General features: G+C 37.8%; 24 protein-coding genes and 1 pseudogene. 9 read left to right on the top strand and 16 right to left on the bottom strand.

What is annotated here, in order from left to right; all coding sequences use genetic code 11:
- Positions 1-90: 90 nt before the first annotated feature.
- The 11 genes from gpsA to acnA form a co-directional block, all read right to left on the bottom strand.
- The gene (gene gpsA, locus ACFIKX_RS07045; RefSeq protein WP_375612834.1) at positions 91-1,098 is read right to left on the bottom strand and encodes an NAD(P)H-dependent glycerol-3-phosphate dehydrogenase; all 1,008 of its coding nucleotides are present in this window, start codon (positions 1,096-1,098) and stop codon (positions 91-93) included.
- A 399-nt stretch (positions 1,099-1,497) separates the two neighbouring features.
- On the bottom strand, positions 1,498-2,226 hold the full coding sequence (cyoD, locus tag ACFIKX_RS07040; RefSeq protein WP_375661232.1) for a cytochrome o ubiquinol oxidase subunit IV: 729 nt from the start codon (positions 2,224-2,226) through the stop codon (positions 1,498-1,500).
- The gene (locus ACFIKX_RS07035; protein ID WP_375628427.1) at positions 2,226-2,894 is read right to left on the bottom strand and encodes a cytochrome (ubi)quinol oxidase subunit III; all 669 of its coding nucleotides are present in this window, start codon (positions 2,892-2,894) and stop codon (positions 2,226-2,228) included. Before ACFIKX_RS07035 ends, cyoD begins: the two co-directional genes overlap by 1 nt.
- On the bottom strand, positions 2,891-4,909 hold the full coding sequence (gene cyoB / locus ACFIKX_RS07030) for a cytochrome o ubiquinol oxidase subunit I (protein WP_375611433.1): 2,019 nt from the start codon (positions 4,907-4,909) through the stop codon (positions 2,891-2,893). Before cyoB ends, ACFIKX_RS07035 begins: the two co-directional genes overlap by 4 nt.
- 76 nt (positions 4,910-4,985) lie before the next feature.
- A complete protein-coding gene (cyoA, locus tag ACFIKX_RS07025) occupies positions 4,986-5,957 on the bottom strand; it encodes a ubiquinol oxidase subunit II (protein ID WP_375611432.1) in 972 nt (323 codons plus the stop codon).
- 130 nt (positions 5,958-6,087) lie between these two features.
- Complete coding sequence (aroQ, locus tag ACFIKX_RS07020) at positions 6,088-6,540, bottom strand: type II 3-dehydroquinate dehydratase (RefSeq protein ID WP_375611431.1); 453 nt, start codon at positions 6,538-6,540, stop codon at positions 6,088-6,090.
- A 54-nt stretch (positions 6,541-6,594) separates the two neighbouring features.
- Positions 6,595-7,728 (bottom strand): DNA replication/repair protein RecF, encoded by a 1,134-nt coding sequence (gene recF / locus ACFIKX_RS07015; RefSeq protein WP_375611469.1) that lies wholly within the window; start codon positions 7,726-7,728, stop codon positions 6,595-6,597.
- Between the two features lie 20 nt (positions 7,729-7,748).
- Positions 7,749-8,870, bottom strand: coding sequence for a DNA polymerase III subunit beta (dnaN, locus tag ACFIKX_RS07010; protein ID WP_375628430.1), 1,122 nt, complete (start codon positions 8,868-8,870; stop codon positions 7,749-7,751).
- A 186-nt stretch (positions 8,871-9,056) separates the two neighbouring features.
- Positions 9,057-10,628, bottom strand: a complete 1,572-nt coding sequence (gene dnaA, locus ACFIKX_RS07005; RefSeq protein ID WP_375628432.1) for a chromosomal replication initiator protein DnaA — start codon at positions 10,626-10,628, stop codon at positions 9,057-9,059.
- 700 nt (positions 10,629-11,328) lie between these two features.
- Positions 11,329-11,595: a 30S ribosomal protein S20 gene (gene rpsT / locus ACFIKX_RS07000; protein ID WP_375612830.1), complete on the bottom strand. Its 267-nt coding sequence runs from the start codon at positions 11,593-11,595 to the stop codon at positions 11,329-11,331.
- 237 nt (positions 11,596-11,832) lie between these two features.
- Positions 11,833-14,520 carry an aconitate hydratase AcnA gene (gene acnA, locus ACFIKX_RS06995; RefSeq protein ID WP_375628434.1) on the bottom strand — a complete coding sequence of 896 codons (2,688 nt, stop codon included), beginning with the start codon at positions 14,518-14,520 and terminating at the stop codon, positions 11,833-11,835.
- A 295-nt stretch (positions 14,521-14,815) separates the two neighbouring features.
- Here acnA and ccmA point away from each other — a divergent pair, with 295 nt between their 5' ends.
- Genes ccmA through ACFIKX_RS06970 form a run of 5 tightly spaced genes read left to right on the top strand, consistent with a single transcriptional unit; the run spans position 14,816 to position 17,737 of the window.
- Entirely contained in the window at positions 14,816-15,427 is a 612-nt protein-coding gene (gene ccmA / locus ACFIKX_RS06990; RefSeq protein ID WP_375628436.1) for a heme ABC exporter ATP-binding protein CcmA, read from the top strand.
- An 11-nt stretch (positions 15,428-15,438) separates the two neighbouring features.
- A complete protein-coding gene (gene ccmB / locus ACFIKX_RS06985) occupies positions 15,439-16,104 on the top strand; it encodes a heme exporter protein CcmB (RefSeq protein ID WP_375611427.1) in 666 nt (221 codons plus the stop codon).
- A 46-nt stretch (positions 16,105-16,150) separates the two neighbouring features.
- Entirely contained in the window at positions 16,151-16,930 is a 780-nt protein-coding gene (locus tag ACFIKX_RS06980) for a heme ABC transporter permease (RefSeq protein ID WP_375611426.1), read from the top strand.
- Complete coding sequence (locus ACFIKX_RS06975; protein ID WP_375628439.1) at positions 16,918-17,169, top strand: hypothetical protein; 252 nt, start codon at positions 16,918-16,920, stop codon at positions 17,167-17,169. Before ACFIKX_RS06980 ends, ACFIKX_RS06975 begins: the two co-directional genes overlap by 13 nt.
- Positions 17,144-17,737 carry a DsbE family thiol:disulfide interchange protein gene (locus ACFIKX_RS06970; protein ID WP_375628441.1) on the top strand — a complete coding sequence of 198 codons (594 nt, stop codon included), beginning with the start codon at positions 17,144-17,146 and terminating at the stop codon, positions 17,735-17,737. Before ACFIKX_RS06975 ends, ACFIKX_RS06970 begins: the two co-directional genes overlap by 26 nt.
- Before the next feature lie 912 nt (positions 17,738-18,649).
- Here ACFIKX_RS06970 and ACFIKX_RS06965 read toward each other — a convergent pair.
- The 3 genes from ACFIKX_RS06965 to ACFIKX_RS06955 are packed head-to-tail and all read right to left on the bottom strand — an operon-like array spanning position 18,650 to position 21,834.
- Entirely contained in the window at positions 18,650-19,651 is a 1,002-nt protein-coding gene (locus tag ACFIKX_RS06965) for an Hsp33 family molecular chaperone (RefSeq protein WP_375628443.1), read from the bottom strand.
- Positions 19,652-19,687: 36 nt separating this feature from the next.
- Positions 19,688-20,623 carry an ornithine carbamoyltransferase gene (gene argF / locus ACFIKX_RS06960; protein WP_375628445.1) on the bottom strand — a complete coding sequence of 312 codons (936 nt, stop codon included), beginning with the start codon at positions 20,621-20,623 and terminating at the stop codon, positions 19,688-19,690.
- The gene (locus tag ACFIKX_RS06955) at positions 20,620-21,834 is read right to left on the bottom strand and encodes an aspartate aminotransferase family protein (RefSeq protein ID WP_375628446.1); all 1,215 of its coding nucleotides are present in this window, start codon (positions 21,832-21,834) and stop codon (positions 20,620-20,622) included. Before ACFIKX_RS06955 ends, argF begins: the two co-directional genes overlap by 4 nt.
- Positions 21,835-22,324: 490 nt before the next feature.
- Here ACFIKX_RS06955 and ACFIKX_RS06950 point away from each other — a divergent pair, with 490 nt between their 5' ends.
- Both ACFIKX_RS06950 and ACFIKX_RS06945 read left to right on the top strand, forming a co-directional pair.
- The gene (locus tag ACFIKX_RS06950) at positions 22,325-22,861 is read left to right on the top strand and encodes a GcrA family cell cycle regulator (protein WP_375628448.1); all 537 of its coding nucleotides are present in this window, start codon (positions 22,325-22,327) and stop codon (positions 22,859-22,861) included.
- A 529-nt stretch (positions 22,862-23,390) separates the two neighbouring features.
- A pseudogene (locus ACFIKX_RS06945) lies at positions 23,391-23,639 on the top strand (Arm DNA-binding domain-containing protein); the annotation flags it as partial.
- 135 nt (positions 23,640-23,774) lie between these two features.
- Here the strand turns inward: ACFIKX_RS06945 and ACFIKX_RS06940 are convergent.
- Both ACFIKX_RS06940 and ACFIKX_RS06935 read right to left on the bottom strand, forming a co-directional pair.
- Complete coding sequence (locus ACFIKX_RS06940; protein WP_375611420.1) at positions 23,775-24,365, bottom strand: Smr/MutS family protein; 591 nt, start codon at positions 24,363-24,365, stop codon at positions 23,775-23,777.
- 52 nt (positions 24,366-24,417) lie between these two features.
- Complete coding sequence (locus ACFIKX_RS06935) at positions 24,418-25,110, bottom strand: Tim44/TimA family putative adaptor protein (RefSeq protein ID WP_375611419.1); 693 nt, start codon at positions 25,108-25,110, stop codon at positions 24,418-24,420.
- A 175-nt stretch (positions 25,111-25,285) separates the two neighbouring features.
- Between ACFIKX_RS06935 and ACFIKX_RS06930 the strand changes: the two genes are divergently transcribed.
- Positions 25,286-25,780: an FxsA family protein gene (locus tag ACFIKX_RS06930; RefSeq protein ID WP_375628450.1), complete on the top strand. Its 495-nt coding sequence runs from the start codon at positions 25,286-25,288 to the stop codon at positions 25,778-25,780.
- A 142-nt stretch (positions 25,781-25,922) separates the two neighbouring features.
- Complete coding sequence (gene secB, locus ACFIKX_RS06925) at positions 25,923-26,399, top strand: protein-export chaperone SecB (protein WP_375628452.1); 477 nt, start codon at positions 25,923-25,925, stop codon at positions 26,397-26,399.
- The last annotated feature ends 28 nt before the right edge of the window (positions 26,400-26,427 follow it).

Raw genomic sequence — 26,427 nt, 5'->3', positions numbered from 1 at the left:
CTGCCTTATACAACCATCAATAAAATCTATTTTATATGTCTATTAGCATGTTTCTATTTTTTACGATTGGAATTATTAAAAAACAGGATATTATTGAATTTCGTCCTTGAGAGCGCGGCTTAGTAATGTGTTTGCCGCTTCAGTTATATTTTTACCACAATAGAGAATTTGATAAATTTGTTCTACAATGGGCATTTCTACCCCAATACGCTGCGCCAACGTATATACTTCCTTGGTATTTAAGTATCCTTCCACAACCTGACCAATTTGTTTTTCTGCTTCTTTTATATCTATTCCTTTACCAAGAAGTATTCCAAAACGGCGATTACGCGACTGATTATCAGTACATGTCAAAACCAGATCACCTAAGCCTGTCATTCCCATAAATGTGGAAAGCTCAGCACCCATAGCCTCCCCTAAACGACTGATTTCAGCTAGTCCTCGTGTGATAAGAGCTATTCGTGCATTTGCCCCAAAACCTATGCCATCTGATATTCCTGCACCAATAGCAATAACATTTTTGACTGCCCCCCCTAATTGAACACCAATCATATCTGAACTTTTATAAACTCTAAAACTTTTGTCACAATGAAAAAGTTGCTGCAATTCTTTACCAAACTCAACATCAGAAGCTGCTATCGTCATTGCAGTAGGCCAACCAATAGCTAGTTCTTGAGCAAAAGTTGGTCCAGAAAAAACAGCTAAAGGAATTTTTTCACCTAAAATCTCACGAGCAACCTCTTGTAAGAAACGTCCAGTACCATGTTCTAAACCTTTTGTAGCCCAAATAACGCGTGAATGCTGATCTAAATAAGGCTGAATATTATACAAAACTTGATGAAATACATGGCTTGGAACAGCGATTAATATATTGTGACTTGCCGTTATTGCAGTTTCAAGGGAAGCTTCAAGTAATAAATTTTCAGGAAATCGAACATCGGGTAAATATACTTGATTACAACGTTGTTCCTGTAATTCTTTGATATGTTGAGGACTATATCCCCAAAGTAAAACATTATGACCATTACGGGCAAGAGCTATCGCTAATGCAGTACCAAAAGAACCAGCACCTATAACTGTCATTGCAACGGTTTTCATTAAATTTTCTGATTATTCTCTAAATTTTTGATTTCAATTGCATATTATTATTACAAATAATTTTAATGCTATCTTTAATATAAATTCTTTAAATCTAAAAATATTACTGCTTCGTAGCTTTTTTATCTCACACAATATAAAAATTTGTTTCGCACATTCTCTTTCTTTGTAGTAAATTTTACAAACATCACTTTTTGTATATTCTACAAATAGCTATTTGTCTCAAAAATTAAAGATTGGCTAAATACCCCACGGACTTTCTCTTTTAAATTAAAAGTATATTCAAAATAATGATACTCATTCCACTGATATCTTGTACTTATCTCCTGCTTTATATCCTACAAATTTCTTCTACGAAGCTGATACATGCCGCATCAGCTCCGTAGATATTTCTAACAACTACTCCACAGGAAACTGCGTATTTGGACCTTGCTCCATGGGCATTTCTGAACCAGGTGCTTGATCTACAGGAGTTTGCGTACTTAGACCCTGCCCCATAGGCATTTCTGAACCAGGTGCTTGATCTACAGGAGTTTGTGTACCTAGACCCTGCCCCATAGGCATTTCTGAACCAGGTGCTTGATCTACAGGAGTTTGCGTACTTAGACCCTGCCCCATGGGCATTTCTGAACCAAGTGCTTGATCTACAGGAGTTTGCGTACTTGCACCTTGCTCCATCGAAACCTCTGAGCCCTGTATCTTTTCTGGCTGTTTTCTTACGGATATATCTTTGTTTGATAACTGCTCAGACACTGAAGAATCATCTCTACTTGATATTTCCGGTTCAATAACACGTCCTGAACCACCCATCATATTATAATTCAAATGAGAAATAGCCCACCAAGTTCCCCCAATAATAACAAAAACGCAAATAGCAGCAAACCACAACGCGCTTAAATTCCACTTGGCGTCTGGACCAGAATTCAAGTGCAAAAAGAAAACAATTTGTACTATAATCTGAATAATCGCCATCCCAATAAGATACGCAACCTTTGTACTAACTGCCCAACTTTCCATCATTCCATACATCACAGGAATAAAAGAACCCAAAGTGAAAAATACAGCCAGAATAAAACCAACCAAATAGGAACCAGTACTGGGACCATGTGTTTCATTTTGCACGCTCATCACAACGCTCCTAATAGATAAACCATGGTGAAAACACCAATCCATACAATATCAAGTAAATGCCAAAAAATGGAAAGACATGCTAAACGTGTTTTATTGTTCTGATCCAAGCCATTACGACGAAGATGAAAAAACATCACAACCATCCAAAGAAGGCCAACACTTACGTGAAGTCCATGGGTGCCAACCAAAGCAAAAAATGCTGACCAATAAGCAGAGAGAATTTCCCGTCCAAAAAGCTGTAAACCTGTTGCAGGATCAATACCCGCATAAGCATTTGGATCAAAATAAAAAACCTCACTCAAAAGTTCATGAAATTCGTAAAGTTCCATACCAATGAAGCAACACCCCAATCCAAAGGTAATAGCCATCCATAAACGCACACCACTGATGTTATTTTTATGTGCTTGTACCATTGCAAAGCCATAAGTGACGGACGAAAACAACAAGAAAGCAGTCTCAACCAAAACAAACTTTAAATCTATAAACTCACTGCCCGCTTTACCACCACCATAAGAAGCAGAAAATACAGCAAAACTTGAAAACAGTGTCGAAAACAGGATTAAGTCTGAAAGAATATAGACCCAAAAACCAAACGTCATTACCGAGCTACTATCGTGGTGAAGTTCATCTATAGTACTCGCGTTATTCATTGTTACAGCACTCATACTGTCACTCCTTGTTCTTTAAGAACAGCCGTAAAGGCATCTTCAGTTTTTTGCACTTCTTCAGCTGGAATATAGTAACCATGATGATCACCTGTTAATGAATGACACACAAGCGTTGCAATAAAACCAACCAGTCCAACCGCAACAAGCCACCAAATATGCCAAACAAGCGCAAAACCAACAACTAATGAGAAGAAGCCAGCAATAATTCCAGCCGATGTATTCGATGGCATATGAATTTTTGTAAATCCACTTGTCGGCCGTTGATAACCACTTTTCTTCATATTCCAATAAGCATCATCAGACTGTATCTTTGGAAGGAGGGCAAAATTATAAGAAGGAGGCGGTGAAGAGGTAAACCATTCAAGTGTACGTGCATCACCCCAAGAATCATTTAATGTTACCGGTAAGTGCCCTTTATGCTTAATACCGTACCAAATCGCCAAAACAACCTGTAGCACAAAACAAAGGATACCAAGTAAGATAATACAAGCACCCAATGCAGCAATAATAAACATCGGCTGCCAACTAGGTTCCATGTAATGCTGAAGACGACGCGTCGCCCCCATTAAACCAAGCGCATAAACGGGGAAAAAGGCAAGGTAAAAACCAATAAACCAACACCAAAAAGATGTAATACCTAGTATGCGATTTGGTTTATAACCAAAAACTTTTGGAAACCAAAATGCAATCCCCGCTAAGTACGCAAAAACCACACCTCCAATAATTGTATGATGGAAATGTGCTATCAAAAAGAGCGAATTATGAAACTGCCAATCAGCAGGAACAATAGATAATAAAACACCTGTTAATCCACCACCAACAAATGTAAAGATCATACCCATGCACCAAAGCATAGGAGGCTCAAAGCGAATCCGACCTCTATACATCGTAAGCAGCCAATTAAAAACTTTTACACCGGTTGGAACTGCAATAATCATCGTAGCAATACTAAAGAAGGTATTTACAGCTTCACCCCCACCCATTGTGAAGAAATGATGGCCCCAAACAAGAAGCGAAAGAATCAAAATAACCAACATGGCCCATATCATTGAAGTATAACCAAAGAGGCGTTTTGAAGAAAAAGTTGATACAACTTCAGAAACAATTCCAAAAGCAGGAACAACCAAAACATAAACCTCAGGATGACCAAAAACCCAAACATAGTTAATCCATACCATCGGATTTCCGCCACCAACATTGGTAAAGAAATTCATGTTCAAATAACGATCACATGCCAAGAGTGCAAATGCTACAGCCAAAACAGGATAAATGACTACAATAAGAACATTGCTGACAAAAGCACTCCAACAAAAAATAGGCATTCTCATCATTGTCATTCCAGGAGCACGCATTTTAATCATCGTTGCAATAAAATTCACTGATCCCATTGTTGTTGCAATACCAGAAAGCTGAAGTGACCATAAATAATAATCTACCCCTGTATCTGGACTCGTTTGCAATTCTGTAAAAGGTGGATACATCAACCAACCACCACGACCAAAATTCCCAACACCTAGGGATATGTTAATCAATATCGCCCCTGCAGCCGTAATCCAAAAACCTAGATTATTTGCAAAGGGAAAAGCAACATCACGCGCACCAATTTGAAGTGGTATAAGATAATTAAAAAGACCAAATAAAATAGGCGTGGCCATGAAAAAAATCATGATCGTACCATGCGCCGAAAAAATTTGATCAAAATGCTCAGGGGGCAAATAACCTGCTGTTTCACTCCCAAGAGCTAAAGCTTGATGCGTTCGCATCATAAGTGCGTCCGCAAAACCGCGAACAAGCATAATAATTCCAAGAACGATGTACATAATACCTATGCGTTTATGGTCAACCGTTGTAATCCAATTTCGCCATAGAATCCCCCACCACCCAAGTACTGTTAGAGCAATAACAGCAATTAAACCAACCAAAACAATCGCAATACATGTATACAAAACGATCGGTTCATGTGCAAGCGCATGAAAAGCACCTGCCGTAGGATCTGTAAGTCTTCCAAACATTTCTCAACCCATTTCAAATGAAATTCAAGTTTAAAAGAAACCTTTGTTAAAAGGGCTCTTTACTTTATTGACTCTGTTAAATAACATCAGGATCAAATACTGAACATAGTGCACCCCATAGCGTCTGAGCAGCAGCACGTTTCATTAAATCTTCATTACATACCGTCTTTTCATCGACACATCGATTAACAACACGATAGTAAAGCCGCTTCTCAACAGGTGCAAAATAACGAACTTCAGCATCTTTTTCCTTCGCAGCAATATCACCCATACGAGGCGCAATAGAAAGTTGACGATAAGATGAACGATCAAGTACTCGACCATTAGCCCGAGCTTTTACAATCCAATCCTCAAAATCCTGCAAAGACACAGAATGCCACTTAAACCGCATACCCGAAAAACCATCACCACTATAATTTGCTGAGGCTCCTTTGAATACTCCTTGCTCTTCAGCGACCAAATGCAACTTAGCATTCATCTGCGGCATAGCGTAAAGAACTGTACCCAATTTGGGAACCCAAAAAGCATTGACAGAATTCTCTGACGTCAATTGCAATAAAACTTGACGTCCTTCAGGCGCATAAATCTCATTAATCGATGCAACACCGTATTCAGGATAAATAAAAAGCCATTTCCAATCAAGAGCAACAGCATCAATCTGTAATGGCTTTCCTTCACCTACAACTTCCACTGGAAGAGGATTTGTAGGTTCAAGCTTATAGGTATAATAAGCTGTTAATGAACCTAAAACCATTACAATTACAACTGGAATACCCCACATCAATGCTTCAATTTTATTTGAATGTGCCCAATCAGGAGAATAGTCCGCTTTCATATTCGATGCACGATATTTTATAGCTAAAAATACCACACTCACCATAACTGGGATAACAATACAAAGCATCACCACCACACAAACAACGATCAAAATGAGCTGTTGACGTGCAACATAACCTGATGGCTGCATAACATCAATTTTACAACCAGACAAAAGCAGTGCTCCCCCTAAAATCACAAGCATTTCTAATTGTCTAACAAAGCTTTTCATCTCTATTTACCCCCGTCATACGCACTAAAAACTGTCATAAATATATACCTCACATTGTACAGATTTGAAAATAATTATCAAGAGAATTAAATGCCTATATTACTCTTATTAAACGCTTACTCTTTACCTATCACAATTTAATTGTTTTGCTTAATTGTTTTGCAATATACTCAAGTGCAAACCGATATCCATCACCTCCACACCCAGTTATGATAGCGTCTACACCTGCAGATGTATAAGAATGGTGACGAAAAGCTTCACGCTGATAAATATGAGATAAATGAACTTCTACTTTCGGCCCTGAAAACATTTTTAGGGCATCAAGAAGTGCAACAGATGTATGACTGTAAGCCGCTGGGTTAATGATCAATCCAGAACTTGCCTCTATTGCTTCTTGTATCCATGCCACTAATTGCCCTTCATAGTTACTTTGATAAAAATTTATTATAATATCATTTTTTTTTGCCCATTCTCTGCATCTTTTTTCAATATCTTCTAGAGTTTCAGTTCCATAAATTTCTGGCTCACGTTGACCTAGAAAATTTAAATTAGGACCATTTAAAATCGTTATTATCTCTGACATAGCAAGCCTTTTCTTTCAGACCTATCACTTATTAAAAAAATATTTAGCATGTTTTTACGGCAATAAAGCTCCATCCTTAATCTCAAAGAATTCTGCGCGTCCTTTTAAGTCATCAAATAAAAGACGATCTGTTCCTGTCATAAATGTTTGTACAGCTAAATCATCAAGAATATCAAATAGAGCAGCACGTCGATGCGAATCAAGATGGGCAGCCATTTCATCAAGAAGAAGAATGGGAGATCTTTCCGACATCATACCTGTTAGACGTGCATGACACAAAACTAAACCTGTTAGCAGCGCTTTTTGTTCACCTGTTGAACAAGATGTTGCTGCTCTATTTTTATCAGCATAAAAAACCTGCAAATCTGCACGATGTGGTCCTTCTAACGTCCGACCAGCAGCACGATCCATTGCGCGATTATGCCGCAATCGATCACAAAATTGTTCTTCAACTTCAGTTGCTGATATTTCACTAAGAGCTGTTTCTAAAAAACCATCAATTTGCAAAAAAGCTCGTGGAAAAGGTATCTGTGAGGGCATTTGTGTAAACATGTCATTTAAAAGACGAATAACATCAACACGCGCCGCAGAAATAGCTGTCGCCAATTCTGCCATTTGCTTTTCTAAAGCATCAAACCAAGCACAATCTTCATTTCCATCTAAAAACAAACGATTACGTGCGCGCATAGCTCTATCATAATCGGCTATGCGACGCCTATGCAAGGGATCAATCGCCAAAACCATACGGTCCAAAAAACTACGGCGCTCAAGTGAAGGACCTGTAAAAAGACCATCCATAGACGGTGTTAGGACACTAATATGACAATAATCTGTTAGGCAATCACTCGACTCATTCACACCATTAATATGGACCTTTCGACTGTTATCGCTAACCTCAAAAGCTGTACCAATCTTTACTTCACCATAAAGAGCGCATTCAAGACGCGCAAATACAACAAATCCTCCACCACCACCATCTACAAAGCTAACGTCAGAATAAACAGCACGCCGCAAACCACGACCAGGAGAAAGAAAAGATAACGCCTCTAAAAGGTTCGTCTTACCAGCACCATTATGGCCAGTAAAAACCACATGCTGACCAGAAAAATGAATATTGAAAAAAGAATAATTGCGATAACGTAAAAGCTTCAGCTGCCTCACTGCCACTTTGTGCACATGACTGGCCATGCATTGCAAAACAACTGCCCCTAAACGCGAATAGGCATTAGTACATAGAGCACATTCGCATCATCATTATCACGAATCAGAGCTGGTGCTCCAGCCTCAGCCAACATAAAAACCATCTCATCACTTGAAAGCTGCCCAGCAATATCCAAAAGATAACGTGAATTAAATCCTATCTCAAGCGGTTCAGATGCATAAGTTACTGATAATTGATCTTCTGCACTGCCCGAATCTGGGCTATTAACAACAAGCCTTAACTGTCCATGCTCAATCGTTAATTTAACTGCACGCCCCCGATCACTTGAAATCGTTGAAACACGATCAACTGCAGAAGAAAAGTCCTGCCTATTAACAATTAATTCTTTATCATTTCCAAGAGGGATAACACGTTGATAATCTGGAAATGTTCCATCAATTAATTTTGATGTAAAAATCACAGAGCCTATAGAAAAACGAATTTTTGTCTCCGAAAGCTCTATACATACATCGCTATCATTTTCTTCTGAAAGAAGTTTTTGCAATTCTCCTACAGCTTTACGGGGAACAATAACACCAGGCATTCCCTCAACTCCCGAAGGAGCTTCCATCTCAACTTGTGCCAAACGATGACCATCAGTTGCAACCAAACGCAATTTCAAAACACCATCATTAATAATATGGAAATAAATACCATTAAGATAATAACGGGTTTCTTCGGTAGAAATAGCAAATTGTGTACAATCAAGTAAATGTTTTAAGCCTGATGCTGATAGAGAAAAACGATAACCAAATTGCCCAGGAAGCGACTCCGGAAAGTCTGCCTTCGGAAGACATTGAAGCTGAAAATGTGCACAACCCGAAACAACGGACATTGTACCTGCTTGATTCTCATCGAGGGATAATACAACTTCATTGCTATCAGGAAGTTTTCGAATGATATCATAGAGCAAATGTGCCGGAACAGTTGTTGCTCCAGCTTGTTTAACATTAACTGCAAAAGATTCCATAACCTCTAAATCAAGGTCTGTTGCTTTTAACTGTACACGGCCATTTTCTGCATCAATCAACACATTCGATAAAATAGGAACAGTATTACGGCGCTCTACCACACGGTGAACCCGACCAAGAGACTTGAGAAATTGACTGCGATCAACTGTAATACGCATAAAAGCCCCGTATGATTTACTAAAAACTATAAGAATTCCTTAGAATTAAAGAATAGATCCCTTTAGAGAATCGCCTGCTAGAGTTTATTAAACCTCTCTTAAAATGGCAAGTCACTCCTGCATAAGAAAAAATAAATCTTTTCATTAAATTCTTTAAAGTCTCTCCAAAGAAAGAAACGATAAACACTATACAGCCTGTTCTCCAATCAACCGCTTAAGCAACTCAAGTTCCTTAGCCAAGGTCTGATCACCACAAACCAAATCTTCAATTTTACGCACAGCGTGTAAAACTGTTGTATGATCACGCCCACCAAAACGGCGCCCAATTTCTGGTAATGAGCGAGGAGTTAATACTTTTGCTAAATACATTGCAACTTGCCGTGGCTTCACAACCGTACGTGTTCGACGATTAGATAACAAGTCCTGTTTAGAAACATTATAATGGCGTGCTACCGTACGCTGAATTTCTTCAATCCGAATACGCTTAGGTTCACCAGGACGTGTCAAATGACCTAATAACTCATCAATCCGCTCTAAAGATAAATCAGACTCAAAAGATTGACGAAACAAGAGCTGATTAAACGCACCTTCAATATCACGCCCCGACCCTAAAACCGTTTTCGCAATATATTCCAAGATATCATCAGAAATTGATACCATGCCATCATCTTGTTGTGCCACCTTCAACCGCTGGCGCAACATTTGCAAACGCATTTCATAATCTGGTGCTTCAATTTCAAGAGCTACCCCTCCCTGAAGACGAGAGCGAACGCGAAGATCAAGCGATTCTAATTCTGCTGGTGGACGATCTGCAGCGACAACAACCTGTTTTGCACTATCAAGCAACATATTAAGCAAATGGCAAAACTCATGTTGTATCGACTTACCCTGCAAAAACTGCATATCATCAATAATCAAAAGGTCGATATCACGAAGCTGTTCTTTAAAAGAAAGAGCATCATTATCACGAATAGCTGTTGCAAAACGCCACATAAAATATTCAGCAGTTAAATAAATAACGCGCGCAGACGTTAAACGCTTCAATGCAGAAGCAGCAATCGCTTGAAGCAAATGTGTTTTTCCTAAGCCAACAGATGCGTGAATAAAAAGAGGATTAAAACGTAAGGCACTTTTATGCCCCTCTGCAATGGAACGCGCAGCTGCTAAAGCAACACGATTAGAAGCCCCCTCAACAAAACTTTCAAAAGTATAGCGAGAATCAAGTGGAGATCCAAAAACTCCCGTTTGAGAATTCTTAACTGAATGCTCTGCGCAACTTTCAACAAAAGATGAAGTCGCCTGCTCCTCTAGCACAACAGGAGGAACACTTCTTTTACAAACGACATCTCTTGAAACGCGTTCCATACCACGAACAATAACTTCAACACGAAGAATTGCTGAATTCTCTTGTTTCCATAAATGAGTCAAAAGAGAACCATAGTGATTATTAATCCATGAACGTAAAAAAGCAGTAGGAACAGAAAGTTTTACAAGAGTATGACTATATTCAGCAAGCTTCACACGTCCAAACCAACTGGTATAAGCCTCAACACCAACCTGCACCTTTAATTGCGCCATAACACGTATAAAAGCCGCCTCACTTTCCTCCTCTGAAACAATAGAATGCCCTATAGAAGCATTTCTACAAACGTTCTCATCACTTTCCGTCATCCTATTCTTTATTATGTTCTCTGCCGACAGGATATTTACCGAAACCCTTTTAAAGGAACTAGCTTTAGAGTTCAATTTATCCACCATCTTCCATCCTGATAAAAATAAAATTTTGTCCTGCCAAACAACTAAAATAAATCTAGCGAAGGCAAAACGCCCTACCCCAAATAAGATTACTCACCCTCCCCTAGGATAGCCTCATCACAACCCTACTAACAAAGATGACCAATAAGATTTACTTGCACTCATGATATGACCCACCCTTCTAAAATGGTAAACATATCCATTAAGAAAACTAAAAAACCGTCAGAAAACCTCTCCAACACAAAAGTTTCGAAAAGCCTAAATCAAAACATCTTGTATTCAACAAAATACAGAATAATGCGCTGATGTGACCCCTTCATGCTTCTTAGTCTTCATAAGAACCATACAAAACAGCAGAGGTAAAATGCAAGAGGTCAAAATAAAATCAAAAAACCCGAAAAAAATGCTTATATTAATGAGGACTGAAAAAAATATTGATTCAATTCATTTTTTTTCTCTAAATTTACCAATAATTAAAGAATCTCTTCAGATTTAAAAAAAAATAAAATGCTTGACAAAAAAGACTCTGTACAAATCCACAAAGCTTGTGGATAACCATACCTCCCTCTATAAACTTTCTCTCCTTTTTCAAGTGGAGAATCATTATCGATTCTTATTTTCAATAGAAACTTTTTGAAATAATAAACAAAAAGCCAGCATCCTTATGGATACTGGCTTTGTTCTCAATTAAAGGAGAAAAAGCTTAAACGCTGAGAGCCTTCAAACGTTTAGCTAAACGCGATACTTTCCTCGCAGCAGCATTTTTATGAAAAACCCCTTTAGAAACTGCACGCATAATTTCAGGCTCAAAATTCTTAAATGCAATCTCTGCAGATGCCTTATCGCCACCCGCTAAAGCATCATCAAACTTACGTATAAAAGTACGAACGCGTGAACGGCGGGCCTTATTAACCTGTGCGCGCGCCGCAACCTTGCGCACCGCTTTTCGAGCAGAAGGTGTATTCGCCATAAATATAATCTCTCTTTCAACACCTTGGTAAAATGAGTCTCAATAATAACTCTACCAATATAAATAAATCTAACCCAAGCAAAACTATAAAGCTGCCTATAACCGTGTGGGTTATAGCGCAATCCTAAAGCTAACGTCAATTAGATTTTCAAAGATAGCCATAAAAAAACGAAGCCAAACTCTTTGATCCGCAACTTTATAGCTTAATAATAGATATTCCTTAACAAACAAAAGAATTTAAACGGCTAACTTACGCAAGACATATTGCAAAATTCCACCATGATGCAAATAATCTAGCTCATCTTCAGTATCAACACGGCATAATAATGGAACGGTTTTTACCGTACCATCAGAAAAAGTAATTTTCGCTACAGTCTTTTGACGAGGTTTCAAGTTATGAATCCCTTCAATTGTCACCTTTTCATCTCCCTTTAAGCCTAAAGATTTCCAACTTAGCCCCTCCTCAAAAACAAAAGGGACAATGCCCATACCAACAAGATTAGAGCGATGAATCCTTTCAAAAGACTGCACAATCACTGCTTTGACACCAAGAAGATTGGTCCCCTTGGCAGCCCAATCGCGAGATGATCCATTACCATATTCAATACCTGCAAAAACAACGAGTGGAATACCTTCTTGTTTATACGCCATTGCTGCATCGTAAATGGTTTGTTCTACCGCTGACGGATAATGAACCGTATAACCTCCTTCTCGACCATTTTCCCCTAACATGAAATTACGAATGCGAATATTGGCAAAGGTCCCACGCACCATAACTTCATGATTCCCACGACGCGTTCCATACTGATTAAAATCAGCCACTTTAACACCATGATCCATTAAATATTTTCCGGCAGGAGAAGCTGCTTTAATAGAACCAGCAGGAGAAATATGATCCGTCGTGATTTTATCACCAAATAAACCTAAAATCCGTGCATCTTTAATATCTGGTAAGATATCAGGTGTTTTCTGCATATCATCGAAATAAGGTGGATTGCGTACATAGGTGGATTGCTCATCCCAAGAATAGGTAGAACCCGTAGGAATCTGAACTTTTTGCCAATTTTCATCTCCCTTAAAAACATCTGCATACTTTTCGGCAAAAACCTTCCGCGTGACATTTTTTTCGATAAACTCCTGTATTTCTTGAGAAGTTGGCCAAATATCTCTCAAATAAATGGGGTGGCCATTTGAATCTTCACCTAGAGGCTCCTTGGTTAAATCTTTACACACCGTCCCGATGAGCGCATGTGCAACAACTAACGGTGGTGAAGCTAAATAATTCGCTTGCACATCAGGGGAAACACGCCCTTCAAAATTACGATTTCCTGAAAGAACCGCAGATGCAATTATACCATTGTCATTAATCGTTTTGGAAATAGCTGGATGCAAAGGACCAGAATTCCCAATACATGTTGTGCACCCAAATCCTACTAAGTTAAATCCTAATGCATCTAAATCTTTTTGCAGACCCGAATTTTGAAGGTAAGCTTCAACGACTTGTGAACCAGGTGCAAGAGAAGTTTTTACCCATGGTTTACTCTTAAGACCCTTTGCCACAGCATTTCGTGCCAAAAGCCCCGCTGCAATAAGAACACTTGGATTCGATGTATTCGTACACGACGTAATCGCAGCGATCACCACATCACCGTGACCAAGCGTATATTCTTCACCCTCAACCTGATAACGCTTATCTTGTCCAGAAGTCATCTTATAGTCTTCGACCAATGCCTTCTCAAAACCCTGCCCAACATTTTCCAATGCAATACGTCCTTCAGGACGTTTAGGACCAGCCATAGAAGGGACAACGGTTCCCATATCTAATTCAATTGTATCACTAAAAATGGGATGAGCCACCATTTCATCATGCCACATCCCTTGTGCTTTGGTGTAAGCCTCCACTAAGGCAATCCGACTTTCATCACGCCCTGTCATATTGAGATAACGCACTGTCTCCTTATCAATTGGGAAAAAACCACACGTTGCTCCATATTCAGGTGCCATATTTCCAATCGTTGCCCGATCAGCAAGCGTCATATGCTCCAAACCAGGACCAAAAAACTCAACAAATTTACCGACAACACCCTTCCGACGTAGCATTTGGGTCACCGTTAATACGAGATCGGTGGCTGTTACACCTTCCTTAAGTTTACCTGTTAGACGAAAACCAATCACTTCAGGTAACAACATAGAAACAGGTTGGCCTAACATTGCTGCTTCTGCTTCAATACCACCCACACCCCAACCTAAAACCCCTAAACCATTTACCATAGTCGTATGCGAATCAGTTCCCACACAGGTGTCAGGATAAATCGTCTCACAGCCCTCTTCATTCTTCATCCATACACATTGTGCTAAATATTCTAAGTTAACCTGATGACAAATCCCTGTTCCTGGAGGAACAACGCGAAAATTTTGAAAGGCTTGTTGCCCCCATTTAAGGAAACGATAGCGTTCACCATTGCGTTCATATTCATGCTCAACGTTTTCCTTAAAAGCCATGGAATTGCCAAAAGCATCAACAATAACTGAGTGATCAATGATGAGATCAACGGGAATGAGAGGATTGATTTTTTCAGCGTTACCGCCAAGTTTAACCATAGCATCACGCATTGCAGAAAGATCAACAACTGCTGGAACACCTGTAAAATCCTGCATAAGAACACGTGCAGGACGGTAAGCAATTTCTGCCCCAGCGCTCCCTTTGTCGTTTAACCACTTAGCAACATTGAAGATATCCTCTTTTTTAACTATGCGCCCATCTTCGAATCGCAATAAATTTTCGAGAATAACTTTCATCGAAAACGGTAAACGAGAAACACCTTCAAGTCCGTTCTTCTCCGCTTCAATCAAGCTATAATAAGTATATTCTTTGCCACCAACATTTAATACTCTACGACAATTAAAGCTATCAATTTGAGTCATGACTGTCCACCCTCATACTATAACTACCCAATTTCCAGGAATGAACAACACAAACTACGAGTCAAGGTCGCAGCTTGAGCGCAGACGCAATTACCTCCGCCATCCATTTCCCCCTCCACCCTCTAGGCATAATGCGGAAATCAGCGCCAGAAACCATTTTACACCAGATATTGATGTAAGGTATCCCTTATAGAACTATTTCTAGAACTATTCTAGGTACAATTGCATAAAAAATGTGTTTTTTATTCTATAATGCAATAAAGAATATGAAAATAAAAACAAAATAGGCAATCACATGGTGTTATCAGGCAAAGATTTAGCCGCTTACAGAAACGAGGAAATTCTGTTTCAAGGTCTTTCTTTTTGTTTATTTTCACAGCAACTTATGACAATCACCGGTCCTAATGGTATCGGAAAGTCTACATTACTCCGAATCATTGTCGGTCTTCTTGAGGCTGCTGAAGGTCATATAATACTTAAAGACCATGATCAAATATACACTGTTGCAACTGCTTGTCATTATCTTGGTCCTCAAAATGCTATGAAACCTCTCTTATCTGTCATTGATAATTTGCAATTTTGGGCAGATTTTTACGGTCAACATTTACGTTTTGCGCATGAAGCTCTTGCCGATATTGGTCTTTCTAACCTTGAACATTTACCCTTTAACGCCCTGTCAACTGGACAACAAAGACGCGTAGCTATTGCGCGCCTTTTGCTCTCCTATCGTCCTCTTTGGATTTTAGATGAACCAATATCTGGGCTTGATAACCATGCTCAAAAACTCCTTGCTCGTATTTTCCAGCGTCATCTCAATCAAGGAGGTATGATTATCGCTGCAACTCATAATTCCATAGGCATTCCAGAAAACCATAAAATCGCTCTGGAAAAATTTTTACCTCTCTAGGAGAGAATAAAATGAAAGCACTGTTCTGGCGTGATCTTAAACTATTATTAGCGCTACAAGCCACTTCACTAACAGGATTATTGTTTTTTATCGCTGTTGTTGTCATAACCCCCTTTGCCATTGGACCAGATCCCAAAACTCTTGCACAAATAGGACCAGGTATATTGTGGTTTGGAGCCCTTCTTGCAGGACTCCTCAATCTGAACAAACTTTTCCAAATCGATCGCGATGATGGTAATCTCGACCAATTTATCCTTTCAGGAAAAAGACAAAGTTTTACACTAATTGTCTTTACAAAATGTCTTGCCCATTGGGTAGGAACAATGCTTCCTCTTATTTTTGCCACACCTATTTTAGCCCTCATGCTCCATTTAGATGTAGTAATAACTTTTACAACAATACTTACCCTTTTATGCGGAACACCAGCTATTATTTTTATTGGTGCTATAGGCGCTGCACTCGCAACCTCATTGTTGCACAGTACTTTGCTTATTTTTATCATTATCTTGCCGTGGATCATTCCAATTATGATTTTTGGTGTTTCCGCTGCTACAGCCCCAATAAACCCAAATACCTCTTTTCTCACTTCTCTAGCTCTTCTCAGCGCTTTTTCACTTCTTTTGAGTCTCTTTAGCTCTTTTGTTGCTGCGATAACGCTTAAACTTTTATCAGAATAATAAAAGATGATTGCCGCATAGCAAAACTCTGCCTATTATGAATTTTATGAATAAACTATCTCGTACATATAAAATCAGGTTACTCCCTGCAAGTTTCACCCTTTTCATGAAAATAAGCAGAGTCGTCTTACCTTGGTTGGCCGGCATAACATTGTGTTTCCTTATCTTAGGGCTTATTCTAGTGATGCATTCCCCTGATGACTATCAACAAGGCATTACTGTTAAGATTATGTACCTTCATGTACCCTTTGCGTGGTTGTCTACATTCTGCTATGTAACGATGAGTGCAGCGGCTTTAGGAAACCTGATTTGGAAATATCATCTTGCTGATGTAGCACTTAAATGTGGAGCGCCTATTGGGGCAATTTTTACCGCCTTGGCTCTCATGACAGGAGCGCTTTGGGGGCGACCTACATGGGGAACATGGTGGGTTTGGGATGCACGATTAACATCAGTTTTAATTCTGCTTTTTATCTATCTCTCCATTATCCTGCTTGGGCGTGCTTTTGACAACCAAGTAAAAGCCGCTCGTGCTACTGCAATTCTTACACTTGTTGGATTTGTTAATATCCCTGTTATTAAATTTTCCGTTAATTGGTGGAATACATTGCATCAACCAGCATCATTGTTACGTGCTGGAGGATCAACAATCGACAATGCTATGTTATGGCCCCTTATAACAATGCTCTTTTGTTTCATCTTTATGTTTATTGCTCTTTATTTGATGGCTATGCGAAATGAAATCAATCGTCATTATATCCGAATACTTCAGATTAAAAAATCCCGTCGTGCACAACAACAGGACGCTTCATCATGCTCGACCTAAATGGCATCCACGGCGGACTTTTAGGAAATCTATCTCAGAAAATTGATTTTTTCCTGAGCACCCTTAAACACGAGCAAATTGTTGTTTTAAGCTATGTGCTTTCTGCAATATGCCTCTTATGTCTTATTGGATATATTCTTTGCAAAGCCCTATACCAAAAAAAAATTCTCCAACAGCTAAACAAAAAAGAGCTGTCCCAAAAAGAAAAGTATAATGAAAAACATCCCTCCAAAACTTAAAAAAAATATATCTTTACCTGTTCTGCTTGTTTTTTTGGGACCATTTGTGCTTTTTCTTCTTCTCATGATGTTTTTTTTCAACTTTATGGGTAAAAAATACCTTCAAGATTCTTCTCTTCTCCCAAATGCATTGGCTGAAAAACCTGCCCCCAATATTCATCTTCCTCTTCTTGATAAAGAAAGTTATCTCAATTCAAAACAGTTTAAAGGACGTGTTACATTGGTCAATTTTTGGGGCTCTTGGTGTTTGCCCTGTCGCGAAGAGCATCCTATTCTTATGCAAATTGCACAAGATAAACGTTTTGATCTGATTGGTATTAATTACAAAGACAATAAAACAAACGCCCTGCGCTTTTTAAACAGTTTTGGTAATCCTTTTAAATTTATTGGCTTTGATGATTCAGGATATACAGCCATTGATTGGGGAATATATGGACCTCCAGAAACCTTTCTCTTGAATAAAGAGAGCATCATTATTGCCAAACATGTTGGTCCCTTAACATGGCAAATTTATCAAAAAAAAATTCTACCAAAAATTGAACAAGCGATTATGACAGAAGAAAAATAATGCAGGTTTGTAAAAACATAACGTTTTATCATGCTATGTATGCTATTTTATTTATACGGCCACTTATTCCTCTCAGAAAAATTTGACAAGAGTATTATCATTGTTGATTCAAAAACATGTGTAAAGAAATATCTGTAGAACAAACCTCCAAAATATGACAAAAATTTTAAGTAGTTTTCATTTTTCTTTAGAGATTAAATATCTGTTTGGGAGCTTTATTTTTGATTATTTGGACAAAACAATATTGCTATAGAACCATTGTTAGCTTAGTGACAGCAACCAACTATTGTTTTCAAAATCATATAGTATTTTTTCTCCGCTTTTTTATCTGAAATATACATTGTTATGAGGGGACTTCACCACTATTCTCATCTTTATAAAATAATAAATCTGCTCTTTTGCAGCGTCATTGTTATATTTATTCCCATTACACTTATCTGTTCGTAATAGACTCCATAAAGTCTATATTGAATCTATACATTCTTATTCTCTCGATAATTTCCCTTATGGTTATAACTAATAAGCTTGATTGAGTCTTAATAAGATAAATTCGAGTAAGAAAATATGACTACAATCAAAAAGTCTCATTTAACAGAGAAGATAAGTTATGAGTACATAATCAATTTATCAATGAACATTATAAAAGAATTCATTGTAAGAAATAAACTTTTGAGATGTAAAAAGTACACAAGAAGCTTTTTCGAGAGGAGAAAATATATTTTACAGAGAACTCTTTTTTAAGCACTCTATGACGTAATTACTGATCTCAACAGAACGATCACTCGTATACACTAAAAAAAACTCTAAAACAAGAAATATTCTAGAAGTTCATATGAGCTTATGCGTAAACTTTTATGACGCAAATAAAATAGGCTTTTGTTGCAATCATCATTTTTTATGAAAAATATTTGATTATGTTTTTTCTTCTAGAAATTCTTGCGGTGTAAAACGATACGTTTTTGAGCAAAATTCACATGTGACTGAAATATAGTTATCTTTAACCATTTTATTGCGTTCATCAATAGGAAATCCTTCTAGGATTCCTTTAATTTTTTCGCATGAACAAGAACATTGATCGACAAGAGAAAAAGAATTAAAAACTCTAACACCTTGTTCATGAAAAAGACGAAACAATAACTGTTTACTACCCACTTGGGGATCTGTTAATTCTGAACTTTCAATCGTTTTCATGAGTATTTTAGCTTCATGCCATTGGTTATTCAATTGGGTGTTGGTTTTCTTTTCTTCTCGCTTTTGATGAGGAGCATCTATTTTATGATGAGACGATTCTTGGGGTAAAAGTTGGGTCAAAATACCTCCAGCTCGCCAGCTTTTCTGCGGTTTTCCTTGTTGATCACGATTAATTAATATGGCAACAGCCAAACGAATATCGGTAGGAATTTGCTCTGATTGATCAAAATAAATACGAGAAGCTTCTTGTAAATTTGATCCCTCTAATGCAACTATCCCTTGATAGGGTTGCATGTGGGGACCTTGATCAATTGTGAAAGCTAAAGTGCCTTTTCCTAAAAGTATTTCTGAAGAGGTTTGACCATTGTCTATGGCTTGTTTAAGCTGTTCCTTATCAAAACGAGCATATCCACGTAAACTGGAAGGAGGCGAAAAATCGCACACCAACATATTAACCGGTCCATCGGAATGGGTTTGTAGAATAAATTTTCCCGTAAGTTTTAGAGAAGTTCCAATCAGAACCGTTAAAAGTAAAGCTTCTGCTAGAAGATAAGAAACCGGTTCAGGGTATTGATGTCTTGTGAGAATAGAATTTAAAGTTTCCCCAAGTTGTACGGCACGTCCACGGATATCAAGTTCTTCAACTTGAAAGGGAATAACACTATCATCTTCATGCAAGAAGTTGTTGTTGAGAGAGGCTTCATCCTTAGCTTGTTCACTCATAGCTTTACCTTTTTTATATAATTTGTTGTAGGGAGGCTATTGTGGAGAGAAAAATGCATCTTGTAAACACCAAGAAAGAATTGCTTTTTGAGCATGAAGACGATTTTCAGCCTCATCGAAGACAACGGAGTGCGGTCCATCAATCACAGAATCAACCACTTCTTCACCACGATGAGCAGGAAGACAATGCATAAAAAGAGCATCCGGTTTTGCTAATTTCATGAGAGCTTCATTGACTTGATAAGACTGAAAAATAGAATGACTGCGAGCACGAAACTCTTGTCCCATGGAGACCCATGTATCGGTCATAATACAATCAGCATCTTGAGCCGCTTCTTGGGGATTATGGGTTATCGTAAGATGCGCTCCCCGCTCCCGTGCCCAATCTATAAATTTTTCCTGTGGTTCATTGCCCTTTGGAGTAGCAATACGCAAATGAAAATCAAAAAGAGCTGCGGCTTCAATTAAGGAATGGAGCACATTATTACCATCTCCCATCCATGCAAATATTTTACCCGTAATAGGCCCTCGATGTTCTTCATAGGTTAAGATATCTGCTAGAATTTGACAAGGATGTGTATCATCTGTAAGAGCATTAATGACAGGAATTTGTGCATATTGTGCTAATTCGAGCATACGTTGATGTTTTGTTGTTCGCAATATCACAATATCTACAAAACGGGATAAAACGCGTGCCGTGTCAGCTATGGTTTCACTATGACCAAGCTGCATCTCTGAGCCCGTAAGCATAATTGTGTCTCCCCCAAGCTGGCGCATACTAATATCGAATGAAATACGAGTTCGTGTGGATGGTTTTTCAAAAATCATCGCGAGTGTTTTGCCTATAAAAGGTTTTGAACCTTTTCCTGCTTTAAAAGATGCTTTAAGGATTTTTGCATAATCGATTAATGCACGTGCCATTGCTGGCGTTAAAATGGATAAATCCGTGAAATGACGAAGAGCATTTGTCATGTGTGTGATATTTGTCTTTCCTTATTTATTTGCGAAAGATAAGAAATTGCTTTTTCAATACGACGCAAACTTTCATCTATTTCTTCTTCCTTGATAATAAGAGGAGGCAATAAGCGCACAACGTTATTGTTGGCAGCAACACTTAAGAGATATTCACTTTCCAACGCATTAACAACAAGATTTGAAGGCACAACACACTGAATACCCATCATAAGCCCCATCCCCTGAACTGCGCAGATAATATCAGGATAGATATTGAGAATGTGCAAAAGTCCATTTTTTAATTTATCCCCCATACGCTGAACATGGTTGAGAAAACTTGGCTCTAACAAAATATCAAGAATACTATTTCCTACAGCCATTCCAAGCAAATTGCCTCCAAAGGTTGATCCATGGGTCCCAGGTGTCATACTTTTTGCAACTTTATCCGTTGCAAGGCAAGCACCTAATGGAAATCCCCCTCCTAATCCTTTTGCGAGGGTAAGAATATCAGGCGTGATATCACTCCATTCATAAGCAAAAAGCTTTCCTGTTCGTCCCATGCCTGTTTGAACTTCATCTAAAATCAATAACAGACCATTATCATCGCATATTTTGCGCAAAAATCTTAAATATTCATGAGAAACCGTTCGTATTCCTCCTTCTCCTTGAATAGGTTCAATAAGAATAGCGGCGGTATTTTTATTAATAGCGTTACGCAAAGCGACTTCATCACAAAAAGGTACTTGAATAAATCCACCAGCTTTAGGTCCAAAGCCTTCAAGATATTTTTCATACCCAGTCGCAGCAAGTGCAGCAAGTGTACGTCCATGAAATGCCCCTTCAAAAGTAATTATTTCAATGCGTTCTGAATGACCAGCAGCATAGTAATAATGGCGTGCCGTTTTGAATGCGCACTCCAATGCTTCAGTACCTGAATTGCAGAAAAAAACCTTATCCGCAAAACTATTTGCACAAAGCCGCGTGGCAAAAGATGCCTGTTCAGGAGATTGAAAAATATTAGAAATATGCCAAAGTTTTTCAGCTTGTATTTTGAGCGTATCAACCAATTTTGGATGTGAATACCCTAATGCGTTAACAGCAATACCAGATGTGAAATCAAGATAATGTTCTCCTTTATCGGAAATAAGCCATACACCATGCCCTTGTTCAAAATGCAAATTTCGTCGTGCGAAGCATTCATAAAGTGATTGTATAGAGATGGTGTCCATCATAATTTCCTTTATATTTTAGTCTTTTCAATATATATATATACAAAGCAACACTACAAATAAAACAGCATGGTATATTTCGTTACGGTGCTTTCAACATTTCATTACGATTAATGATTACACCTATAGAATAGATCATTACACCAATTGAAAAAAAGTCAATGAAGGTTCTACAAATAAGCATTTTGGGAAAAAGCCTTAAACAAAAGTGAAAGTTTAACCTATGATTGATTTGCAAGTTGGGGAAAACATTCTAAATAAACTCTTCAAGAGGTAAAGACTCTTGTCATAGAGTGAGTGCATATTGTAATTTACAATATAATAAGCAAGATGATGTGTTTTGATTTGTAAATCCACAGGTTGGATGATTTTTTTATGCTCACGTAGAGTGTAAAGTTCTTTCATTCAGCGTAATGAAAACATTATTTAAACATTTGAAGATGCAACGGGGGAAAGCATCTTAGTGACGTAATCGGAATGGAGTGCTGGTATGGGTTGGACATGTGAACGCGTTGAGCTTCTTAAAAAGCTTTGGAGTGAAGGGTTAAGTGCAAGTCAAATTGCTGCTCAATTAGGTGGGGTCAGCAGAAATGCAGTCATCGGCAAAGTACATCGATTAAAGTTACCAGGACGTGGTAAGACAGCACAAGGAAGCACGCGTGCGCAAAAAACTCCCGTGGGAAGCAGCAATCCATCATCTCCACGTGTGCGTCGCAACACATCCACGGTATCGCCAATAAACACATCAGCTGTAAGTATTGAAGAAACCGCTTTAAAGACAGAATTTGTAGTGGAAGATGTAAAAGAAGTTGATATGTCCACAAAATCCAATGTAGTTGTGCCTATATCACGTCAACTTAATCTTCTACAATTGAGTGAAAATACATGTAGATGGCCGGTTGGCGATCCATTATCAGCAGATTTTCATTTTTGTGGTGCAGATTCTGATGAAAACAGCCCTTATTGTGCCTTTCATGCTAAGCTAGCATTTCAACCAATATCTGAAAGACGTCGGATAAGAGTGTAATATCCTCAATTGAATCTCGTATTCTACGCCTTCTGCGCTTCGCTATTAAATTTTAATTATCGAATTATTATGAGAAAGAAATTTAATGGAGCTTTTAATAAATGAAAAAATTTCTTCATGAAACTATTCAACGAAACTGTATCCTTTGGTGCTATTGCGCAGCTGTGTGTTGTAAAGTTATATTCCTGTTTATTTTCATAATTTTCTTTAATTTAGTTGTACTGCTTTTAACACTATCCATAGTGACATCTTTTGAATAAGCTAGTTTCTCAATTTCTCATGTTTTTATTCTTCGTGTATTTACATAGAGTAATGCTGTGGTTTATAAAAATAATTTATCGCTTTGCAACCTGAATGAGATCCATTTATATCTCTCTCATTTTAAGTCCTCTTATATTGAATCAATCAAAATCTTTTGTTTGGGCGTCACGAGCGAGATGAGAACTGTGGAGAGTTAAAAACACTTAAAGAAAGGCATGCCTCTTATAAATGCTTTCAAGTGCCAAGGACTTAAAGGGTTGTTGCAACATTGGGAGATGGCAAAGTGTACGATGATGCCAGATTGCCCTTTTATTAAGTATAAAGATAGGGGGTGCTTCATGGATTTATCATTATACTCTTCACGGATGCCGTCGCAAAATAGGCTTGGGAGCGTTGAGAGATGTTTCTTTAAAACAAGCCTGTGAATACATGCAATTCAATGTCATTCTGTTTTGCGTGAGGGATGTGCCCCGTTAAAGAATGCGATAAACAAAAGCGTGAAGCAATACGTAGAATGTAAAATAATATCTTTATAATTTTTTATAAAAAATTATAAAGAAGGGAATATTGTATTCAAGGCTCTTACGAAATATACAAAAACAATAAATTATAAGTATAAATAAATATAAAATCTAGAGCGACCACAATAACATCACTTTCCTTCTCCCGACACAAAACGGCGCAACCAAACATAAAGCGCACCTTCTCCGCCATGCTGACGCGCTGCTTGCTCAAACGCGTGGACATAATATCGAAAAGCTGGTGTTGATAACCAATACGGAACAAATCTATACAAAGCTCCATCGCTCCCAACGGATCGTCCTTTTCCTGTAATCACAAGGACATAACGCAATCCTCTCTGCTGAGAGGACTGTAGAAATTTTTTTAAGAAAAAATAAGCTTCTTCCTGCATATAACCATGGAGATCAAGACGCGCCTCAAGAGGACAACGACCTTGGGAAATTTTACGATATGCAACATGATCAAAAAAATGAATCTTTTGTGCTTGTGTAACTGACCTCTTTTCTCTTTTAATAATTGTCGAGGGTTGTTGATTTTCCTGAGACAATGAGGAGATTTGAGTTACAGGCTGTTTTTTATCATTAATATTTGCAATAGTTTCTGAAGCAGAAGAGAGCATCTTACCGTGAAGCGGTGTTATCGTACGACAAACCATCTCCCATAAAAGACGATCTTGTGAAGCCAATAAATCTCTTTTTTGTCTCCATTTACTTGAGGACATTTTAATTTCTCATAAATCATTGAATGCTTATGGAAGAAAAACAAAAAGTATTTTAATTTTCATTTTCTGTAGCAAAAAGCTTCCAGTTGGGATCTGACGATAAACTATTGCGAACAAAAGTCCAAATATCCCTGATTTCTACAATAGCATCAGGATCACCGTCTATACGCTCGCCCTGTTCATTATAAGTAACAGAAATCATCTCACTGACAATACGTATCGTTAAAAGTTCATCTTTTTCTTGTATTGCCGCCGCAACAAATTCGGCCTTATTAATTCCAACAAAAGTGAATTCTATTCTTTCTTTATTTTTTTCTCGTTGCTCAATAGCTATACAAAAGCTCTCAAAAACATCCTGACAAAGCAAGCTTTTAAGTTGATTGCGATCACCTTTGGCAAAAGCTGTTACAATCATTTCATACGCAATTTGTGCACCTTTTATAAAAAGTTGAGGAGAAAAATGAGGATCAATTCTATGAAATTCCCGCAAATTTTTATTCAAAACACTCCCCTCCGGTGAAATTTTATCAATTTCACTAAAGTCGTCTTTTTGTGAATTTTTCTGATGAGGGAACGAAACAATATTATCAGCCGTTTCTGCTTCAACTTGTTTTTTAGAACGTCGTGAATAAGGATCAAAGGGTGGCTTTTCAAACCCAATTCGTTTCCCTAATACATTACGGAGTTGCACAAAAATAACAACCATAACAACAAGAGCTATGACAAGTATAACGTCAAATTCCATAGGCGCTGTCAATCTCCAAAGCTTAAGTCTCTAATAAACATTGCAGTCAATACCATTTATCAATAAATATGTAAAATAAGGAATCTTATCATTCAAATATTTTTATAGATTTTGTATTTAAACGGAGTTCTCTTAAGAATTTCTCCCCCCTACTCATCTAGAAGGAAACTTTCATGTGATAAAACTTTATTCTATAAATCCTCGTTTTTTTGTTGTTATCTTTCTTTGCATTCTTTTAATCGAGATTGCTGGTTTTATCTTTGTTGGTCAAGAAATTGGTATTTTGGCAACCTTGAGTTTGGTTATTCTCACAACCATAGTTGGGGTTGTTTTATTGCGAATTCAAGGGATTAGCCTTTTAAAAAATATACAAAATGAACTTATCCAAGGACGCACATTAGAGAATAATATTATTAATGATGCTTTCATCATGTTTAGTGCAATTTTACTTATTCTTCCCGGCTTTGTAAGTGATTTCTTGGGAATATTACTTCTTATTAAACCAATTCGCTCTGTTGCTTGGCATTTCTTTGCATCATTAAAAAACAAAATGAATCCCAATACTAAAAGAAAAAATAACTCTGAAAAAATAATTGATCTTAAAGCAGAAGATTACACAATTCATGATACGACAGAATCTCCATGGCGCAAAAATGATGATAACCATTGAAATGCCTAAAAAATCTGTAACAAACTAAAAAAATATTCAAGATAAAGAGCGCATTTCTTGCAACCTTTTGCAAGGCGTGATAACCAATCTGGTCTTTAGATCTAAAATAAATATACATATTATAATGAGAGAGGTTTGTCGTATGGCCGAAGGTGAAATGAATAACAGTGGTGGAGAGCCGGTTTTTGCTGTATTAACTCAATATTTAAAAGATTTATCATTCGAAAACCCTAGTGCTCCTCGTTCATTGCGTGCACGTGAAAAATCACCACAAATTGATATCAATATTAACGTCAATGCTAACCCAATTGGTGATGACAATTATGATGTCGTTTTGTCTCTCTCCGTCAAAGCCAATGATGAAACTGAAACCTTATTTCATGTAGAACTTATTTACGGTGGTGTTTTCCACCTTAAAAACATTCCACAAGAACATGTTATGCCACTGGTCTTTATTGAATGTCCCCGTCTTTTATTTCCATTTGCTCGCCAAATTATATCTGATGCTACTCAAAGTGGTGGTTTTCCACCTTTGTGGATTGATCCTATTGATTTTGCAGCACTCTTCCAAAAGCGTCTTTCTGAAGAGCAAAAAGACAATCAAATACAGCCCTCTTAAAAAATTTATTTTTTTTGCTATCAAAAAG

The organism is Bartonella sp. CM86QHHN (genome assembly GCF_042194695.1).
In the GTDB taxonomy this organism is placed as follows: domain Bacteria; phylum Pseudomonadota; class Alphaproteobacteria; order Rhizobiales; family Rhizobiaceae; genus Bartonella.
The sequence above is the reverse complement of the archived record's forward strand: the minus strand, read 5'-3'. Positions and strand labels throughout refer to the sequence as shown.

Excerpts from the sequence above, each read along its gene's own strand:
- ACFIKX_RS06975 (WP_375628439.1), top strand. The coding sequence starts at position 16,918 with ATGCTCGACCTAAATGGCATCCACGGCGGACTTTTAGGAAATCTATCT.
- aroQ (WP_375611431.1), bottom strand. The coding sequence starts at position 6,540 with ATGTCAGAGATAATAACGATTTTAAATGGTCCTAATTTAAATTTTCTA.
- cyoA (WP_375611432.1), bottom strand. The coding sequence starts at position 5,957 with ATGAAAAGCTTTGTTAGACAATTAGAAATGCTTGTGATTTTAGGGGGA.
- ACFIKX_RS06965 (WP_375628443.1), bottom strand. The coding sequence starts at position 19,651 with ATGAGTGAACAAGCTAAGGATGAAGCCTCTCTCAACAACAACTTCTTG.
- ACFIKX_RS07035 (WP_375628427.1), bottom strand. The coding sequence starts at position 2,894 with ATGAGTGCTGTAACAATGAATAACGCGAGTACTATAGATGAACTTCAC.
- ccmA (WP_375628436.1), top strand. The coding sequence starts at position 14,816 with ATGGTGTTATCAGGCAAAGATTTAGCCGCTTACAGAAACGAGGAAATT.
- argF (WP_375628445.1), bottom strand. The coding sequence starts at position 20,623 with ATGACAAATGCTCTTCGTCATTTCACGGATTTATCCATTTTAACGCCA.
- cyoB (WP_375611433.1), bottom strand. The coding sequence starts at position 4,909 with ATGTTTGGAAGACTTACAGATCCTACGGCAGGTGCTTTTCATGCGCTT.
- cyoD (WP_375661232.1), bottom strand. The coding sequence starts at position 2,226 with ATGAGCGTGCAAAATGAAACACATGGTCCCAGTACTGGTTCCTATTTG.
- ACFIKX_RS06980 (WP_375611426.1), top strand. The coding sequence starts at position 16,151 with ATGAATAAACTATCTCGTACATATAAAATCAGGTTACTCCCTGCAAGT.
- acnA (WP_375628434.1), bottom strand. The coding sequence starts at position 14,520 with ATGACTCAAATTGATAGCTTTAATTGTCGTAGAGTATTAAATGTTGGT.
- gpsA (WP_375612834.1), bottom strand. The coding sequence starts at position 1,098 with ATGAAAACCGTTGCAATGACAGTTATAGGTGCTGGTTCTTTTGGTACT.
- dnaA (WP_375628432.1), bottom strand. The coding sequence starts at position 10,628 with ATGGTGGATAAATTGAACTCTAAAGCTAGTTCCTTTAAAAGGGTTTCG.
- rpsT (WP_375612830.1), bottom strand. The coding sequence starts at position 11,595 with ATGGCGAATACACCTTCTGCTCGAAAAGCGGTGCGCAAGGTTGCGGCG.
- ccmB (WP_375611427.1), top strand. The coding sequence starts at position 15,439 with ATGAAAGCACTGTTCTGGCGTGATCTTAAACTATTATTAGCGCTACAA.
- secB (WP_375628452.1), top strand. The coding sequence starts at position 25,923 with ATGGCCGAAGGTGAAATGAATAACAGTGGTGGAGAGCCGGTTTTTGCT.
- ACFIKX_RS06970 (WP_375628441.1), top strand. The coding sequence starts at position 17,144 with ATGAAAAACATCCCTCCAAAACTTAAAAAAAATATATCTTTACCTGTT.
- ACFIKX_RS06950 (WP_375628448.1), top strand. The coding sequence starts at position 22,325 with ATGGGTTGGACATGTGAACGCGTTGAGCTTCTTAAAAAGCTTTGGAGT.
- ACFIKX_RS06935 (WP_375611419.1), bottom strand. The coding sequence starts at position 25,110 with ATGGAATTTGACGTTATACTTGTCATAGCTCTTGTTGTTATGGTTGTT.
- ACFIKX_RS06940 (WP_375611420.1), bottom strand. The coding sequence starts at position 24,365 with ATGTCCTCAAGTAAATGGAGACAAAAAAGAGATTTATTGGCTTCACAA.
- dnaN (WP_375628430.1), bottom strand. The coding sequence starts at position 8,870 with ATGCGTATTACAGTTGATCGCAGTCAATTTCTCAAGTCTCTTGGTCGG.
- ACFIKX_RS06955 (WP_375628446.1), bottom strand. The coding sequence starts at position 21,834 with ATGGACACCATCTCTATACAATCACTTTATGAATGCTTCGCACGACGA.
- recF (WP_375611469.1), bottom strand. The coding sequence starts at position 7,728 with ATGGCCAGTCATGTGCACAAAGTGGCAGTGAGGCAGCTGAAGCTTTTA.